The following is an 18,499-nucleotide window of genomic DNA, read 5'->3' as shown; positions in this document are numbered from 1 at the left end:
TATGGATATACAGCTAACCATTAATGACATAGTGCTTAAAGTACCGGAAGGAATGTCCATTTTAGACGCCGCCCGGACGGTAAACATAGATATTCCAACCTTATGTTATCTAAAACTTAATGAAATGCACTACAATAATAACATCGCTTCCTGTCGAGTATGTGTGGTCGAAATTGAGGGTCGACGTAATTTGGCTTCTTCCTGTTCAACGCCAGTATCAAGTGGCATGGTCGTTAGAACGGATTCTCTCCGTGCTATCCAGGCTCGACGAGCTATGGTTGAACTTCTCCTTTCTGACCACCCTAAATCTTGTTTGACTTGTGCGAAAAACCAAGACTGTGACCTTCAAGCCTTAGCCTCAGAATTAGGCGTACGCCATATCTCCTATGAAGGGGAAGAATCCGAGTTCGAAATCGACACGTCAAGTTCTTCTATTGTTCGGGACCCCAACAAATGTATTCGCTGTCGTCGCTGTGAAACGATGTGCAACGACGTACAGACAGTAGGTGTATACTCTGCTGTAGGGCGTGGTTTTGAAACAGTGGTGAAAACGGCCTTCGATTTACCCCTGAGCCAAACAGCTTGTACGTTCTGCGGACAATGTATTGCGGTATGTCCCACTGGTGCATTAACCGAGCTAGATCAGGTCGACAAAGTTTGGAAGGCCCTCAACGATCCCAATCAATTCGTCGTCGTACAAACGGCTCCAGCTGTACGGGTCGCTCTGGGAGAGGGATTTGGTTTAGAACCGGGGACAATTGTTACGGGCAAAATGGTGGCTGCTCTGCGTCGGCTTGGTTTTGATCGCGTCTTTGATACGGATTTTGCCGCTGACCTAACGATCATGGAGGAAGCAACAGAGCTCGTTCACCGCATACAACATGGCGGACGCCTACCTCTGCTCACAAGTTGCTGTCCCGCTTGGGTCAAGTTCTTTGAGCATCAATTCCCAGATCTTTTGGACATTCCTTCAACCTGTAAATCCCCCCATGAAATGTTAGGGGTCTTGATCAAAAGCTATTATGCGAGAACTTTGGGGATTGACCCCAAAACCATTACGGTTGTCTCGGTCATGCCCTGCGTCGCAAAAAAATACGAAGCAGCCCGTCCTGAACTCTCGCAAGGGTCGGAAACCGCGGATGTGGACATCGTCATCACCACACGTGAACTGGGTCGTATGATCCGAGAAGCCAGCATTCATTTCGATCACCTCAAAGACCAAGAGTTTGATCATCCCTTAGGGGAATCAACGGGTGCTTCTGTGATTTTCGGAGCAACAGGCGGAGTCCTCGAAGCTGCCTTGCGGACTGCCTATGAGGTACTAACCGGTGAAACTCTGGAGAAAGTGGAGTTTGAGGTACTCCGAGGAATGGATGGTCTTAAAGAAGCAGTCATTCCGATTGCGGGACGAGACTATCGAATTGCCGTCATTCACGGTCTGGGCAATGCTCGTACTGTTCTTGAGAAAATAAAAGCTGGGGATAGCAATTACGATGTGATTGAAATCATGGCCTGCCCAGGAGGGTGTATCGGGGGCGGTGGACAACCCTATCATCATGGAAACCTAGAGATCCTTTCAGCCCGAGCTGGAGCTTTATACCGCGAAGATCGCTCCAAAACCTTGCGCAAATCACACGAAAATCCGGCGATTATAGGTCTGTATAAAGATTATTTGGGCGAGCCTTATGGAGAAAGAGCGCATCAATTACTGCACACTACCTATACGGCACGTAAGAAAATTTAGTTATCAAAGAAGGATTACCGTAGAAATCTCCTTTAGAAACAAAGATTATGTAAGGGGAAAATAGTATACTTAATAGGGCATTGGAATAATGTATAACAGTGCAATTTGCTTGAAATCGTCAGTCGAGTAAGGAACCACATGATACAAGCATTATCAGTGTGGTTCCTTAGAGCCACACTGATAATTAAATATGAAATTGACGTATCTGTTGTGCCGGAGGTTTCGGGCATCGTGGATCTATCGAACTTTTACCTGATTGTTAGGATTTTTCTGAGCAAAAGGAGAAGGGTTAAATCACTAATGAGCCTTCTTACTGTTGTAGAAGGTTTTTTTATTTTACTTTGGAGGAACAAAAGTATGGATAAGAGAATAGGGGTTATAGGCATAGTTATTGAAGAATTTGAAAGTGCTAATAGGGTTAATGAGACTTTGCACGATTTAGCGGGCATCATAATTGGAAGAATGGGAATCCCTCGACCGGAAAGGGGTATATCCATTATCTCCTTGATCGTGGAAGGAACCTCGGATGAAATTAGTGCGATGACGGGTAAATTGGGGAAAATTCAAGGGGTAAATGTTAAATCTGCTTTAACGAAGAAATTGGAGGAATAAATTTTATGTATAATTGTAAGTCGAAAAATGCAACGGAGTTTATTGATGACGGTGAAATCCTAGCCACACTTTCCTATGCTCAGGAAAACAAAAGAAACCGTGAACTGATTGATAGCCTGATAGAACGTGCAAAAGACTGTAAGGGCTTAACCCATCGAGAGGCAGCTGTTCTACTAGAATGTGATTTAGAAGATGAAAAAGAAAAAATGTTCAAACTGGCAAAGGAGATTAAGCAGAAGCTTTATGGCAACCGTATTGTCATGTTCGCTCCACTTTATCTTTCAAACTACTGCATAAACGGCTGCGTGTACTGTCCCTATCACAAGGCTAATAAAACCATATCTCGTAAAAAGCTTTCGCAGGAGGATATTGTGCGAGAGGTTATCGCCTTGCAGGATATGGGACACAAACGTTTGGCTTTAGAAACAGGAGAAGATCCTGTGAACAGTCCAATTGAATATGTTCTCGAAAGTATGAAGACCATTTATAGTATTAAGCATAAAAACGGAGCTATCCGCCGCGTCAATGTTAATATTGCTGCGACAACCGTGGAAAATTATCGTAAGCTCAAGGAAGCGGATATCGGTACTTACATATTATTCCAGGAAACTTATAACCAAAAAAGCTATGAGGAGCTGCATCCCACGGGACCAAAGCACAACTACGCCTATCATACCGAAGCGATGGATCGCGCCATGGAGGGCGGTATTGACGATGTGGGAATCGGAGTTTTGTTCGGCTTAAATATGTATCGTTATGACTTTGTCGGTTTGCTCATGCATGCTGAGCATTTAGAAGCAGCAATGGGTGTGGGGCCACATACTATCAGCATTCCTCGCATCCGCCCCGCCGATGATATCGACCCCAGAAATTTTTCGGATGCAATCTCGGATGATATTTTTGCAAAAATTGTAGCTGTTATTCGTATTGCCACCCCTTATACGGGGATGATTATTTCCACCCGTGAATCGAAAGCAACCCGCGAGCATGTGCTGGAATTAGGCATATCCCAGATAAGTGGAGGCTCAAGCACCAGTGTTGGCGGATATGTTGAACCGGAAGCGCAGGATGATAACTCGGCTCAATTTGAAGTAAACGATACCCGAACATTGGATGAGATTGTAAACTGGCTCTTGGGATTAGGTTATATTCCAAGCTTCTGCACAGCCTGTTATCGTGAAGGGCGTACAGGTGATCGTTTTATGAAACTTGTAAAGGCCGGGCAGATTGCAAACTGCTGTCAGCCAAATGCTTTGATGACCCTTAAAGAATATCTAGAGGATTATGCTTCGCCGGATACCAAGAAAAGGGGGGAGGTGGTAATTGAAAACGAGATTCCCTTCATAACAAATGAGAAAGTTCGGGCAATTGCAATAGAGCATTTGAACGAAATTAAGGAAGGAAAGCGAGATTTCCGTTTCTAGCAGCTACTATGTAATAGCCCTTCGCCCGGAGCAATTGGATATTAGATTGGGGAAAATATAAGAATAAATGCGTGGAGGAAATTTCTGGAGGTATAAAGTGAACTGTAGAATAGAAAAGGACAATATCGGAGAAGGGGAGATTTCAGAAAATAACTATTATGGAATTAACACAAAAAGAGCCCAAGAAAACTTCGATTTAGGGTCCAAAAATGTCAACCTGAAGCTTATCTATGAAATGACCTTAATTAAAAAGGCGGCGGCCATGGTCAATAAAGAGTTAAAGCAACTGTCAGAGGATAAAGCCAATGCCATCATTCGAGCAAGTGAGGAGGTTGTCCAAGGGAACTTTGATCGCGAATTTGTATTAAGCGCTTTTCAAGGGGGAGCAGGTACATCTACAAATATGAATGTCAATGAGGTGATTGCTAACAGGGCTATTGAGATATTAGGAGGGAGAAAAGGAGACTATGACATTGTACATCCTTTGAATGATGTTAACATGTCGCAGTCGACCAATGATGTTTATCCAACAGCGCTGAGAATCACTGCAATTCACATGCTCAGAAAATTAAGTTCTTCCCTTGCGCAACTTCAGGAAGCTCTGCAGGGGAAGGAAAATGACTTTAGTGATGTGATTAAATTAGGCAGGACAGAGCTTATGGATGCCTTGCCAATGATGCTTGGACAGGAATTTGGTGCTTATGCCAAGGCCATAGAAAGAGACCGCTGGAGAGTTTATAAGGTAGAAGAACGCTTGAGACAGATTAATCTGGGAGGCACTGCCATCGGCACGGGAGTTAATGCCTCTCAAAAATATATCTTTATGATCACGGATACTATTCAGGAGTTAACAGGATTAGGTTTGGCTAGGTCTGACTATCCCATAGACATAACTCAAAATAATGATGTTTTCGTAGAAGTATCAGGACTCTTAAAAGCTTGTAGCACGAACCTTTTGAAGATATCCAATGATTTAAGATTATTATCGTCTGGCCCTAGGGGAGGGTTCGGCGAAATAGAACTTCCTCAGATGCAGGCCGGCTCAACGATTATGCCGGGCAAGGTGAATCCGGTAATACCTGAGATGATTGGCCAAGTTGCTATGAGAGTCATGGCCAATGACTATGCTATTACGATGGCTGCCTCTTCAGGGCAGCTCGAACTTAATGCCTTTATGCCCCTGATAGCGGAAAGCTTGCTGGAATCACTAGAGCTTCTGAATAATGGAGTCACGATATTTAGGGAGAAGTGTATTGAGGGAATTATCCCAAATAAAGAAAAATGCCAAGAAACTCTTGAAAAGTCAACGGTCCTAGCTGCTGCTTTAGTTCATCATATTGGGTATGATCAAGCCGCCCATATAGCCAGAAAGGCTTTAAGAGAAGATAAGACAATAAGAGAAGTGTTAATAGAAGAAACTATTTTTTCGAATTCTAGGATTGATGAGATCTTGAATCCGTATGAAGTCACAAAACCAGGAATACCAGGAATTACTTGAGTTTCTAGAATGCCAGTAAATGACGGTATGTGCCGGTAAATGCTAATAAATGCCATGAATACCTCAATGCTGGGAATGCAAAGAAGTACTAGGGAACTGATCGTGGGAGGGACTTAAATGAGCTTAAATGAAACACCCAGAGGGGTAAGAGTACATTTGGCTTTATTCGGCAAGAGGAATGCAGGGAAATCCAGCGTGATCAATGCCATTACTGGACAGGAAACGGCTATTGTATCCGAAGTAAAAGGTACAACGACTGACCCGGTGTTTAAATCAATGGAGATATTGCCCATAGGACCGTGTATGATCATCGATACAGCTGGAATAGACGATGTAGGAGAATTGGGGGAGCTCAGGATAAAGAAGACCTTGGAGGTTCTCGATATCGCTGATGTGGCACTCCTTATTGTAGATATTAAGTTAGGAATTAGTGACGATGATCGGTTTATTATGGATAAATTTAAGGAAAAGAAGAAACCGCTTATCGTGGTTTTAAATAAAATGGATACTCTTGAAAACAATAACAATAACAATAACAATAACAATAACAATAACGATAACTATGAAAGCATAGAAAGTAGTCTTCAAGAAGAACTAAACACCCCGGTCGTTGCTCTATCAGCTCTTAAGAAGCAGGGAATCAAAGCATTAAAAAATGCCATCATCTCAGTTATTCCTGAGGATGAAGATAAGTTTAAACTTGTGGGGGATTTGATTAACCCTGGGGATTTTGTTGTGCTGGTTACACCGATTGATAAAGCGGCTCCCAAGGGAAGATTAATTCTTCCTCAACAACAGACGATTAGAGACATACTCGAAAGTGATGCTATAGCGATCGTAACTAAGGAATACGAACTAAGAGAAACCTTGAATAATTTAGTAAAAAAACCAAAGCTGGTGATTACCGATTCGCAAGTCTTTTTAAAGGTTGCTGCCGATACCCCTAAGGAGATTTTGATGACGTCATTTTCAATCTTATTTGCTAGACAAAAGGGAGATTTAACAGAATTTATTAAAGGTGCCAAGGCTATCGAAATGCTTAAGGATGGAGACAAGGTTTTAATAGCAGAAGGGTGTACACATCACAGGCAATCGGATGATATTGGTAGTGTGAAGATACCCAGATGGATACGTCAGAGAACCGGTAAGCAGATAGACTTTGATTTCTCTGCCGGAGCTACCTTTACTGAAGACGTCAAGAAATATGCCCTTATAGTTCATTGCGGAGCGTGTATGATGAACAGGACAGGAATGCTCAGTAGAGTAAATCGCGCCAAAGAATTTAACGTACCCATAGTAAATTACGGCATTCTGATTGCTTATGTTCAGGGATTACTTCCGAGAGCGCTTGAACCATTCCCACTGGCTAAGATGATCTTGGAAGAAGATACATGGTAAAAGGTTGAAATGATATTCAAAAATAGAGGGGGTGGTTTTGTGAGTAACCTGCTTAATTTATTAGAGAAAATCTATCAAACGAATGATCTCACATACAAAGAAATCACGTACCTCTTAGAAAATATAACGAATGAGGACAGGGAGGTTCTCTATAACTATGCACTAAAGACGAAACAGGCGTATTATGGGGATAAAGTTTACTTAAGAGGACTTATCGAGTTTTCAAATATTTGCCGGCAAGATTGCCTGTATTGCGGAATCCGAGCTTCCAATGCGAAGGTGGAACGTTATCGGTTAACCCCGGAAGAAATCATAGGTTGCTGTGATCAAGGGTACGAATTAGGCTATCGGACGTTTGTCTTGCAAAGTGGTGAAGACCTTTGGTATACAGAGGAGATACTCGTTGCTTTGATTCAGGAGATTAAAAAACGTTATCCAGAGGTAGCCATTACATTATCGATCGGCGAACGGAGAGTGGAAACGTATCAAAGCCTCTTTGCCTCCGGTGCAGATCGCTTTCTGATGCGCCACGAAACGGCTTCGAAAGAACTGTATGAAACGTTACACCCGACGATGCGCTTCGATGATCGCCGTGCCTGTTTGAGCGCTTTGAAGGAGATTGGCTACCAAGTGGGAGCTGGATTTATGGTAGGGCTTCCAGGACAAACACCCGCTGATTTAGCAGAGGACTTGCGATATTTAATGGAACTCCGTCCAGACATGATCGGAATCGGACCCTTTATTCCTCACAGTGAGACGCCACTGGGTACAGAAAAAGGAGGAACGATTAAAGATACGCTGGTAATGGTGGCCTTGGCGCGGCTGCTTATTCCGGAGAGCCTTATTCCGGCCACGACGGCACTTGGCACTCTGCATCCGCAAGGCAGGGAGCTCGCCTTGAAGGCGGGCGCCAATGTCGTTATGCCAATTATTACTCCAACGTCAGTCAGAAAACAATACGCACTTTACGAAAACAAGATTTGTGGGGATGATCATCCGGAAGATTGCCGATATTGCATAGAGCGAAGAATTCAGGCAGCGGGCTTTTGAAGCGGATCTGGGTAGAGGGGATAGTTGGTCATCGTTACATATGGAAGACATTAGGTAAACTACCCAAATAACGTGCACCTTCGTTCAGAAATATTAACTCTTCGCTGACCCCCCTTGTCAGCGAAGAGTATTTTTGCTATCATATATCTTGAAGTTCAAACATTATTATCATAAAACATTATGAGTTACTTACTAATCTAGAGGGGGAGTTTTAGTGACGATCAATGAAGAGTTGACCCATGAACTCTTGGCGTTTTTCAATGGGTTTTCTTCCTGGGAAAATTCAATCGTACGATCCAGCGAACTAACGGTTTCTGAGGCACATGCCTTAGAGGTCCTTGGTGAACATGAAAAAATAAATATGAAAGGTTTAGCCCAGAAACTGGGGGTTACGACAGGAACCACTACGGTGACGGTGGATCGGTTAGAAAAGAAGAATTTTGCCCGTCGTGAATCGACGAAAGAAGATAGGCGTGTTAATCTCATCAGTTTGACTGATCTAGGCAAGAAGGCCTTTGAGGAGCATCATGACTACCATTTTCATCTAACTGATCAGATGACATCCGTTCTGAGTGACGACGAAATCAAGCAGTTTTTGCAAACCTTAAAAAAAATTAATGTCGAAACCTTTTAGAGCGCTAGGAACTTCATCCCGACTCCTTCGATCTATGGATTGATGGAGTCGAGCTAAGAGGGTACATACCGTCTAGCTAAATCATGTGAAAAAAAGCATAAGGAGAGAAATGAGCATGAGAATATCTTGGAATACACTATGGTCGCGACACAAGGGGTTGATTGTTACAGCCCTCAGTTTAGGATTTATTATCTTGGCTTGGTACTCTGGCGAATATGGTCATGCTGAGTTCGAAGTTCCTTTCTACCTTGTAGCCTATGCTATAGGGGGATATCAGAAAGCTTGGGAAGGCATGCAAACCCTGATTAAGGAAAAAGATTTAGATGTCGATTTGCTTATGGTAGTAGCTGCCATAGGTGCTGCTAGTATCGGATTTTGGAGAGACGGTGCTATTTTGATCTTGATTTTTTCCCTAAGTGGAGCCCTGGAAGGGTATACTTTGGAGCGAACGAATGACGAAATTAAGTCGATCATGAAACTACGACCGGAAGAGGCCATTGTATTACAAGGAAATGTGGAACAGCGAGTTCAAGTCGAAGAATTGCAGCAAGGCGACCGTTTGTTGGTGAGGCCAGGAGAAAGGATTGCTGCAGATGGAATTGTGCGTGAGGGATATTCTTCTGTAAATCAAGCATCGATTACGGGGGAATCGATTCCCATAGACAAATCTGCTGGGGACGAGGTTTTTGCTGGAACTATGAACGGACAGGGAGCCTTAGTCATCGAAATGACCAAACCAGCAGAGGCAACTTTGCTCGCTAAAATAATCCATCTTGTTCAGGAAGCGCAAAGTGAAAGGCCCCCTAGTCAATTATTCATGGAGCGCTTTGAAGGTATGTACGCTAAAATTGTGATCACTGGCGCGGTTATGATCTCAGTCTTGCCACCCTTGGTCTTAGGATGGTCTTGGAGTGAGACAATTTACAAAGCCATGATCTTTCTCGTCGTTGCCTCGCCCTGTGCCCTAGTTTCCTCTATTATGCCTGCTGTTTTATCCGGGATATCAAACGGCGCGCGCAAGGGCATCCTTTTCAAAGGAGGTGCCTATCTGGAGGGGATCGGTAATGTAAGCGTAGTTGCTTTTGACAAAACGGGAACTCTGACTGAGGGAATACCGAAAATTACTCAGGTGATACCTTACGGAAACTATACAGAAAATGAGGTCTTATGCATTGCTGCCTCCTTGGAAATATGGTCAGAACACCCGATTGCAAAAGCCATAATGCATAAGGCGAAAGAGAGAAATCTCCTCCTTAGCTCGGCCACAAAACTGGAAGCTGTGCCTGGATTTGGGGTACATGGCATAGTGGAGGGTCAGGAATATCGAATCGGAAAACTAGATTTGAACGAAGGACAAACGTTATCGGAAGAAGAAATGAAAGCTGTCCGGGAACTGGAGAAGCAAGGGAATACGGTCATCTTGGTTCAGGTGGGAAAAGAACGAATTGGTGTTTTAGCGGTACAAGATACCCTGCGCCCGCAAGCGAAAGAATCGATCAGAAAACTGAAGCAAATGGGGATAAAGGTTGTAATGCTAACAGGTGACAGCTCTTCTACTGCGCAAATCATGGGCGAGAAGGCAGGAGTTGACCAAGTATATTCCGAACTGCTGCCGGAGCATAAAGTAGAGATTATAAAAAAATTAGAGGAATATGGAAAAGTAGCTATGGTCGGCGACGGTGTTAACGACGCTCCAGCCTTGGCGGCTTCTTCGGTGGGAATTGCTATGGGTGCTGCCGGAACTGATGTAGCGTTGGAGACTGCCAATGTGGTCCTGATGGCTGACGATATTTCTAAGGTCTCTTATGCCATTGCTTTAGGGCGTCGCACGACTAGGGTGGTCAAACAAAATGTGGCCTTTGCCATTGCTGTCATGCTTTTACTTATCCTATCTAATTTTATGGGGAGTATTAATCTGCCCCTAGGCGTAATCGGACACGAAGGGAGTACAATCATCGTCATTATCAGCGGCCTACGGTTACTGAGGTAATGGTGCTTTTTACACATTAAGTTTTTGAAGGTAAGAATAAAAACTCAGGAATAATGAGATTGTTTCGGAGCTTTTAAGTTGGGGGTCTTAGTGGCGTTTAGCCCCTGGATAAGTTCAACTAAACTTCAGATGGAGTTAAAACTCCACCTGAAGTAAATTTCCTATATCCCCACCATAGTCCATAAAATTCCCATTGACGAGATGAAATATTAATGGTAGTATTAGCATGCGCGTAGTTGATACCGATTATCAATTGCATTCATACGAGATAAGGAGTGAGGAAAATGCCCTTAACAATGCTTTCCCCAGGTAAAGAGGCGGTAGTTGGTGCCTGTAGGGCTAAAGATACAACGAGAAAATTCTTAGAAGGGCTGGGTATTATTCCAGGTGTAACCATATCGGTCATATCAGAATTTAGTGGGAATCTTATTGTATCCATAAAAGGGTCGAGATTAGCCCTGAATAAGGGAGTTGCTCAGCAGGTACATGTTCAGGTCTGATAATAAAGGGAGGTAAGTAGTTTGGAGAGGACTTTGAAGGAACTAATGCCAGGTGAAAAATCGATAATCACTAAAGTTTTAGGAGATAAAGGCGCGGTGAAGAGAAGATTAATGGATATGGGTGTGACCCGTGGGGCAGAAGTATTGGTTAGGAAAGTGGCGCCGTTGGGAGATCCTATTGAAGTGAATATTCGTGGTTACGAACTGACGCTTAGGAAATCTGAAGCAGAAAACATTATTGTTGCATAAATAATGCTCCTAAATTCGAAGGAGCAATTTTTTAGAATATTAGATGATAACGATTATCATTAATACTTAAAATTGAAAGAAGTTGGAAGATCCTATGTTCTTGAAGTTTGCACTGGTAGGAAATCCAAACTGTGGTAAAACCACTTTGTTTAATGAAATCACCGGAAGTACGCAGTATGTTGGAAACTGGCCGGGAGTAACCATTGAGAAAAGAGAAGGGAAAGCGAAAAAGATCGAGGGAGATATAAGGATCATTGATCTGCCTGGAATCTATTCCTTATCCCCATACTCAATGGAAGAAATCATTGCCAGAGACTATATCGTGAATGAAAAACCCGATGTAGTGATTAATATTATCGATGCTACTAACATCGAGAGAAACATGTATCTAACCACACAATTGCTCGAATTGGGTGTCAGCGTTGTTGTTGCGCTGAACATGATGGATGCGGCAGATGCAAAAGGCCACAAAATTGACATAGGAATCCTTGAATCTCATCTTAAAGTCCCAGTCATACCTATTACTGCTAGTAAAGGTCGCGGGGTTACAGAACTTCTAGAGAGAGCTCTAAACGTTGCGCAAACAGCGGCTTCGGCAGGGGGAGTGCCATTATTTAATGAAATGCATGATGAAAGTATCATAAGCAGTATCCAGGAAATCGAAAAAAATATTATTCCCAATTTGAATAGCAAGACCGAGAATTCTCGATGGACGGCGCTTAAGCTCTTGGAAGGGGATGAAAAAGTTCAGGAAACGTTACAAGTTCCCGACGCTTTACTGAGCGAGATCAAATTGTATCAGGAAAAACTCGAGAGAAAGTATGACATGGATATAGAAACAATTATCGCCGACAGCAGGTACCAGTTTACAACCTCTGTAGCGCGCAAGGCGGTTAAGAAAAAAGAACAGAGCTCCTATTTGACGGTTTCGGATAAAATTGACAAAGTGGTGACGAATCGGATTTTGGCAATCCCTTTGTTTTTGGGGATGATGTTTGGCATATTTTCAGTAACCTTTGGTACGATTGGTTCCTTCACCATCGACTTTGTGGACGAATTGGTCAACGGTACGATTGCTAATCTTTTCTCTAGCTGGCTTGAGGTAGCGGGAGCGGCAGGATGGCTAAAAGATCTCATTGTAAACGGAATTATCGCTGGAATGGGAAGCATGCTGGTATTTGTGCCGCAAATCATGATCTTATTCTTCTTCCTTTCCATCCTTGAAGATACTGGTTATATGGCAAGAGCGGCTTTTGTCATGGATCGGTTGCTTAGAAAGCTAGGTTTGAGTGGAAAATCGTTTATTCCTATGCTGATCGGTTTTGGGTGCAGTGTTCCGGCGGTCATGAGTACGAGAACCTTGGAAAATGAAAAGGATCGACGTTTGACCATAATGCTCATCCCTTTTATGTCCTGTGGTGCAAGGCTTCCGATTTATGCCTTGTACACAGCAGCTTTCTTTTCAAACAATCAAACCATGGTTGTCTTCTCACTTTATCTGCTGGGTATTGTGATTGCTGTTTTATCGGGATTTGTCCTTAAGAAAACCATTCTAAAAGGGGAGGTAGCCCCTTTCGTCATGGAATTACCTCCCTACAGGATTCCTACATTTAAAGGTTTGATGATTCATATGTGGGACAAGGGTAAAGGGTTTGTCAAAAAAGCAGGGACGATCATCTTTGCTGCAGCAGTGATAATCTGGTTTCTACAATACTTTGATTTTTCCTTCCAAGCAGCGGCGGACCCAGGAGCAAGCATACTTGGAGCCGTCGGCAAAGCCATAGCCCCGATTTTCACACCTCTTGGCTTTGGGGACTGGAAATCAGCGGTTGCCTTGCTCACGGGTTTTGTAGCAAAAGAAGCGGTTGTGTCAACTATGGGCATCTTGGATGGAGTCTCAGGAGCAACAGACGGTTCAGTGGACTTGTTAACAGCCCTGCAGGCATCGTTTACCCCATTAACAGCTTATGCATTCATGGCGTTTTCCCTACTTTACTTGCCGTGCATGGCAGCCTTTGCAACCATCAAAAGGGAGATGAATTCCTGGAAGTGGACGTTAATCACGGCAGGATATTCGACCGGTGTAGCATGGTTAGTAGCATTTCTTATTTTTCAAGTTGGAAAATTAATGGGTTTTAGTTGATTACATTCTATCTGGTCTGATAATAAAAAAATAATGAAAAAAGGTGATGAAATGATTAATTGGATTATAGGTGGTGTCATTGTTGGTGTGACTGTTTTTATTGTCGTTCGGACAATAGTGCGCATGCGAAAAGGGGGAAGTACTTGCTGCGGAGACTGCACCCAAAGCAAGTGTGATTGTTCTAAATAAAATCTGGGATGTATGAAGAGTTATATCTAACAATTCCAGCTGAAGGAGAGATTCGATGAGTATTGTGCTTGTTGGGGGCCATGATCGGATGCATAGCGAATATATGGGGATATGCTCCAAACGAGGGCATCGTGTTAAGGTCTATACTCAAATGCCAGCGAAGTTTGGCAAGGCGATCGGATCGCCTGATGGGATAGTTTTATTCACCTCGACGGTCTCCCATCAAATGATTCACGTAGCTGTAAAAGAAGCAAAAAGAAAGAAAATACCGGTCTTCAGATGCCATAACAGCAGTGGAACTTCATTGGAGGAATTGTTACTGAAGCTTGAAGCTACTGCTAGCTGTGTAGCCACAGGAAAGCAACCAATGGCTTCCGCCCACGCCTGTGGCTTGGCATAAGCAAGGTTTTCTTTATTCTCACCCTTTCCACGATGTCATCGAGTGTCTAGCTGCTGCGCTGGAAACAAGAAAGGAAAACTTCTTCCCCATGAGTTTGCGCAGATACGAACACATCCGGAGATCGGCTATAAGATTTTAGCTAAATCGAAAGGGCTTCAAAAATTGCAGAAATAGTGCTACACCACCAAGAAAGGTGGGATGGAAGAGGGTATCCTGATGGCTTGCGGGAGGATAAAATCCCCCTGGGTTCGAGAATTATTGGGGTAGCAGATTCTGTAGATGCTATTACTTCAATAAGACCTTATAGAATAGCCATTTCTGGGGAGGAATGTTGGGAGGAGATACTCCTCAATAAGGGCACACAATTCGACCCCGTTGCCGTGGAAGCGTCTAAAAAACTGTGGAAGCGATGGAAGGTCAGATATAAGGTACCGCAAAAGGACAATATGGTGACGAGTCTAGACTATGGTTGCAAAGAAAATCTTATTAGCTTGTTAGGAATGCAGAAGGGGATGTGCCGAAACTTAAAGTTTCGGCACATCCCCTCTTATAATGTGAAACTAAAATAATCAGGTTCGCGTCCTGCTATTGGGCAGGATGCGAACCTGATTGGGACTTATTTCGGTACATCGCCCGGCTCAGATTTTTCGGTGAAGTCTGCATGGACATCGGTGGGGACCGTCGGTTTAACAAGTTTGATGAATTTATAGCCTGTAGCAGAATGACAGGCATTGCATTTGTTAAGAACTTCCCCATAGGATTTGTCGAAGGCAGCAAAGTCTTTGGCTGCAATAGCCTTATTTAATGGATCAACACTACCGGTATAAAAAGATTTCCATGCACCATACTCGTCAGGTTTAGTTAATGAAGCAGGGTTCATTGCACCGTTCATATACTTGGACATATAAGCTGCTAAAGCCCAGTTACCCCCTTTGGCTGCAAAATACATGTTGTCGAAGCGGTCACCGACTTCGCGCATCGGGATAGCGAATTTAGGCAGAACAGCTTTAATATCCGCGATTGACTTTGTGACATCTGCAGCAGGAGCAGTTGTTGCTTGCTGAGGCTGAGGTGCCTGAGTCGTTGTACTTCCGCAACCTATAAGCACTAATGAGGCCAGAGTAGTGAGGAGCAAAACCTTGATGAAACTTTTTCTCATGAAAACATCCCTTTCTCTTATTGTTTTTTTACTCTACCGGTTCTGGAAGTTGAATAAAAAACATCTCGTGATCTCTTTCGAACCAGCTTTGTAACTTAATTAAGAAATATCTCTTCGTAAGTATTTTCACATTTTAAGCCAAAAAAAATAGAGATGTTTAACCCCTATTTACCCAGTACATATGTACTGGGTAAATATATCAAATGGTTATTAATCTACCCCACGTTCATGGACATAATTAGCTATCTGAGTACGGCTTGAAAAATTTAGCTTGCTTAAAATACTACTGACATAATTCCGAACAGTATACTCGCTCAGAAAAAGTTCCTGAGCTATTTGACGGTTGCTTTTACCTGCAGAAACTTGGATGAGAATTTCTCGTTCCTTCCCTGTTAATCCCTGAAACTTATCTTTGTATTTCGGCTGTAAGGCATTTTGCCGAAGGCAACTAAAGAGACTCATCGTAATACTTGGATCAAGCAAAGCCTCTCCGCAAACTATTTTACGAATCGCCTTGCGCAGGGCATGACGGTCGATCTGTTTAAGAACGTACCCGGAAGCTCCTGCCTGGATCGAACTTAAAACTGCATCATCATCAGCATAAGAAGTAAGTATTAATACACGCACCTCTGGATAGTTTTCAACGATTTGTCGGCAGGCATCGATCCCGCTTCCGTCCGGTAGGCGCACATCCATCAATATCACATCAGGCATTTCCTTTGCTACTTTTTCCAAGGTTTCCGCGACGCTGCTCGCTTCGTTAATAACCTCAAACTCTGAATCTTCAAGTAAGGCGATTATTCCCATTCTTACTACATCATGATCATCCACAATCATCAATTTATATTTTTTCAAGTTGAAGCCGTCTCCTTTCAATTTGGATAACTAGTGTTGTACCAGCCTGATCCGATTTAATATTGAGTTTAGATGATAGCTGCCGGGCTCTTTGCTCCATACTTCGTAAACCATTTCCATGCAGTTCGCTAACGGAATTATTTTTGATAATATCCTGAGAAATTCCGATCCCATTATCACTTATTTCTATATCTAAGGTGTGTTTGTTTCCAAGCATTTTGACATGAATCTGAGAACAGTTGGCGTGTTGAGCTGCATTAGCTATGGCCTCTTGCAAAATGAAATAGGTATGATCCACTGCTCCTGGGATTGAAAGGAACCAAATGGGTAGATCAAGGCTATCGTAAATAGTTAATTTAGGGAAAACTTCGCAATATTGCTTGATTGATTGCTTAAATCGTTGTTGAACATCTTGTTGACATAAATCTCCCGATTTAAGATCCAGTATGTAGCGCCTTAAAGAGTCGATAGTTTCATTTAAACGGAAAATGACCTGATCAATCACTATCTTACTTCGCTTGTGATCACTATCAATTAGTTCGGATGCTCTATCTAACAACATTCCAGCGCCGTAGATAGATTGTATGGCCCCATCATGAATATCGTTAGCAATTCTTTGACGTTCACTGATAATTGACTCCAGTCTTTCAATTCTCTCTAAATTAATCCTTGATTCAAGTCGGAAAACAGAAAGCAACTTAAATACATACCAGCTCAGAAAAATACTTAGTACAGCCCGCACAAGTTGCACCGGTACATGAAACAAGTTGAAGAAAGTCTGATTATTAATGATTGTATTGGGAAAGAAATTTCCAGGTGGAACAATAAGGCCGGCAAGAACACTATAGATTAATATAGTAACAGAGGAATCCCTTAAGTATCGATCAATTCTCGGTCCCCAAATGGAAAGCTCAGGGCGCACAAGCCAAAGTCCTAATCCGGATAGAAGCGCGCCTGGGAATCCAAGCAAATAACGACCCCAAATTTCGCATTTGGTATACCAAGATAAAAGTGCTATTTGATCAAAAAAAGCAATGAAGTTAACATACCAGATAAGCAAAAGTATAGAGGGTAATAAAAGGTAAACCTCTTTTCGTGAAGAATACTGAGCCAAGCCAAATGCCAAGAAAAAGGCAAATGAAAGGGCCATAAATGAAAGATGTATCGTCATTAATAAGATAAGGGTATTCGTACTTCCGACTGATTGTAAGGGTACAAAAAGATAACCCCACTCTGAAATAGAATGAGTAAAAGCAAATCCGGCTAATAGCCAAAGTGTTTTGGCCAAGGGTAATTTACTGGGCTGGATAATTTGCATGAAGATAACCAGTCCCATAGTAAAGAAAGCAAGTCCATAAACAAAATATATGACCTGATAATTTGGAATTTATCTCACCCCAATACTACAAAATATAGAGTTTTCACAATTTTGTAAATATGACAAGTTGGCTATTAGAGATGGTTTTTAGATAGTCATTCAATCACAAGGATAAGTATTGCTTTATCATATCATGACTTTTCTTCATAAAATTGATACTTGCTAAGGTTTTATGAAAAGAACCCCTTCCTCAGATGGTTGTCCGAGGAAGAGGTTTATTGTAACTTCGTATGACTGTTGTGCTAACTAGGGACTTAAATCAATTTAATCTTTATTGTTCGGTTGCTTTACTATGCCCCACACTCCGATGACAAGTAAGACACGAAGTGTTATTCTGCAACATCTCTGTATGCGGAAATTTGGGGGCAAGTTCCCCGGAAGTCAGGAGAAGATTCTTTGCCTTTGGAAACTGGCTACTACCAGTATGGCAGGCAATACAAGTCGCAGGGTTGAACCTCGCCACTATCTTGTCAGGAATCTGGTTAGTAACTTGTAAGTATACTTCATTTAGTCCACCAATTTTGCGCTTAACATACCCGAAAGTGCCCGGATCTGCATGACATTTTAAACAAGTCACATCTTTGTGTGGTCCTACAGACCATGAAACCACCTGAGGTTTAATCTGATGACAACTTGCACAAAAATTTGGTTGTGAGGTGTAATGCATTCCAGCCAAGGCTAAAATCCCTAGAAGCACTATTGCTAACGCTGTAATAATGATTGCTTTTTTCATCTTTGTAGTTGGTTCGTGTTGTTCTTTATCAAGTACATTTTTAGCTTCTTTGATAGGGGGCAACTATGCTCATCTCCTACTTTCAGCAACAACCTATACGGGTCTTAGATTGAGGCATGATTCGAATTTCCTTTATTGTTTGCATTATATAATGAGAAAGACAAACAAATTAGTTATAAATGTACTGGTCTTCACTAGTACATTTGACCCCTTGAAAAAGAGGACTAGTAATTAATCGTGTTTAAATAATCACCTTCTTTTTAATTTTGGCGTAAATCTAGGTTTAAAAATTAATAAATTTGGAGAATTTAATATCGATACATATTTAGAAAGGAGAGTCCGAATGAAAAAAAGTATTGCGCTTAGTTTAGTCTTAGCTACCATTGTTTCTTTTGCAGGTTGTGCTCAACAAACGCCGCAAGCCCCTGCACCTGTAACAACAGCTGGTACAGCAAGTGTGGATGATCTTAAAAAACAAATTGACGACATTAAAGGAGCTCTTCCAAAATTTGCAATCCCGATGAGGGAAGTTGGTTCCAGATA

At 42.4% G+C, this 18,499-nt stretch carries 17 protein-coding genes and 1 pseudogene; 14 read left to right on the top strand and 4 right to left on the bottom strand.

Annotated elements, in window-relative coordinates; all coding sequences use genetic code 11:
* Position 1: 1 nt before the first annotated feature.
* From UF75_RS09030 to UF75_RS30990, 13 genes and pseudogenes are all read left to right on the top strand, one after another.
* Complete coding sequence (locus UF75_RS09030; protein WP_045574278.1) at positions 2-1,744, top strand: NADH-dependent [FeFe] hydrogenase, group A6; 1,743 nt, start codon at positions 2-4, stop codon at positions 1,742-1,744.
* Positions 1,745-2,101: 357 nt separating this feature from the next.
* Positions 2,102-2,356, top strand: a complete 255-nt coding sequence (locus UF75_RS09025) for a TM1266 family iron-only hydrogenase system putative regulator (protein WP_045574293.1) — start codon at positions 2,102-2,104, stop codon at positions 2,354-2,356.
* Between the two features lie 5 nt (positions 2,357-2,361).
* On the top strand, positions 2,362-3,780 hold the full coding sequence (gene hydG, locus UF75_RS09020; RefSeq protein WP_045574277.1) for a [FeFe] hydrogenase H-cluster radical SAM maturase HydG: 1,419 nt from the start codon (positions 2,362-2,364) through the stop codon (positions 3,778-3,780).
* Positions 3,781-3,877: 97 nt separating this feature from the next.
* Positions 3,878-5,278, top strand: a complete 1,401-nt coding sequence (locus UF75_RS09015; RefSeq protein WP_156146328.1) for an aspartate ammonia-lyase — start codon at positions 3,878-3,880, stop codon at positions 5,276-5,278.
* Between the two features lie 117 nt (positions 5,279-5,395).
* Positions 5,396-6,676: a [FeFe] hydrogenase H-cluster maturation GTPase HydF gene (hydF, locus tag UF75_RS09010; protein ID WP_045574275.1), complete on the top strand. Its 1,281-nt coding sequence runs from the start codon at positions 5,396-5,398 to the stop codon at positions 6,674-6,676.
* Between the two features lie 48 nt (positions 6,677-6,724).
* Positions 6,725-7,784: pseudogene (gene hydE, locus UF75_RS09005) on the top strand ([FeFe] hydrogenase H-cluster radical SAM maturase HydE).
* Between the two features lie 156 nt (positions 7,785-7,940).
* Positions 7,941-8,360 (top strand): MarR family transcriptional regulator, encoded by a 420-nt coding sequence (locus UF75_RS09000; protein WP_045574274.1) that lies wholly within the window; start codon positions 7,941-7,943, stop codon positions 8,358-8,360.
* Between the two features lie 115 nt (positions 8,361-8,475).
* Positions 8,476-10,350, top strand: coding sequence for a heavy metal translocating P-type ATPase (locus UF75_RS08995; RefSeq protein WP_045574273.1), 1,875 nt, complete (start codon positions 8,476-8,478; stop codon positions 10,348-10,350).
* A gap of 284 nt (positions 10,351-10,634) precedes the next feature.
* Positions 10,635-10,850: a FeoA family protein gene (locus tag UF75_RS08990; protein WP_045574272.1), complete on the top strand. Its 216-nt coding sequence runs from the start codon at positions 10,635-10,637 to the stop codon at positions 10,848-10,850.
* Positions 10,851-10,895: 45 nt separating this feature from the next.
* A complete protein-coding gene (locus UF75_RS08985) occupies positions 10,896-11,099 on the top strand; it encodes a FeoA family protein (RefSeq protein WP_242860172.1) in 204 nt (67 codons plus the stop codon).
* Positions 11,100-11,193: 94 nt separating this feature from the next.
* The gene (feoB, locus tag UF75_RS08980) at positions 11,194-13,242 is read left to right on the top strand and encodes a ferrous iron transport protein B (protein ID WP_045574270.1); all 2,049 of its coding nucleotides are present in this window, start codon (positions 11,194-11,196) and stop codon (positions 13,240-13,242) included.
* Between the two features lie 244 nt (positions 13,243-13,486).
* Complete coding sequence (locus tag UF75_RS08975) at positions 13,487-13,831, top strand: DUF2325 domain-containing protein (protein WP_045574269.1); 345 nt, start codon at positions 13,487-13,489, stop codon at positions 13,829-13,831.
* A gap of 173 nt (positions 13,832-14,004) precedes the next feature.
* A complete protein-coding gene (locus tag UF75_RS30990; RefSeq protein ID WP_348983039.1) occupies positions 14,005-14,400 on the top strand; it encodes an HD domain-containing phosphohydrolase in 396 nt (131 codons plus the stop codon).
* Positions 14,401-14,447: 47 nt separating this feature from the next.
* Here UF75_RS30990 and UF75_RS08965 read toward each other — a convergent pair whose 3' ends face one another.
* From UF75_RS08965 to UF75_RS08950, 4 genes are all read right to left on the bottom strand, one after another.
* On the bottom strand, positions 14,448-14,966 hold the full coding sequence (locus tag UF75_RS08965; RefSeq protein WP_207642474.1) for a cytochrome c: 519 nt from the start codon (positions 14,964-14,966) through the stop codon (positions 14,448-14,450).
* 234 nt (positions 14,967-15,200) lie between these two features.
* Positions 15,201-15,845: a response regulator transcription factor gene (locus UF75_RS08960; protein ID WP_156146325.1), complete on the bottom strand. Its 645-nt coding sequence runs from the start codon at positions 15,843-15,845 to the stop codon at positions 15,201-15,203.
* Entirely contained in the window at positions 15,832-17,163 is a 1,332-nt protein-coding gene (locus UF75_RS08955) for an ATP-binding protein (protein ID WP_045574267.1), read from the bottom strand. Before UF75_RS08955 ends, UF75_RS08960 begins: the two co-directional genes overlap by 14 nt.
* A gap of 331 nt (positions 17,164-17,494) precedes the next feature.
* The gene (locus tag UF75_RS08950; RefSeq protein ID WP_052693082.1) at positions 17,495-18,019 is read right to left on the bottom strand and encodes a NapC/NirT family cytochrome c; all 525 of its coding nucleotides are present in this window, start codon (positions 18,017-18,019) and stop codon (positions 17,495-17,497) included.
* Positions 18,020-18,299: 280 nt separating this feature from the next.
* Here UF75_RS08950 and UF75_RS08945 point away from each other — a divergent pair.
* A partial coding sequence (locus UF75_RS08945; RefSeq protein WP_045574266.1) for a hypothetical protein occupies positions 18,300-18,499 on the top strand: 200 nt, incomplete at its 3' end.

This window comes from Desulfosporosinus sp. I2, assembly GCF_000960765.1.
Taxonomy (GTDB): Bacteria; Bacillota; Desulfitobacteriia; order Desulfitobacteriales; family Desulfitobacteriaceae; genus Desulfosporosinus.
Note: the sequence above shows the minus strand (reverse complement) of the source record. Positions and strands in the feature narration are given on the sequence as shown.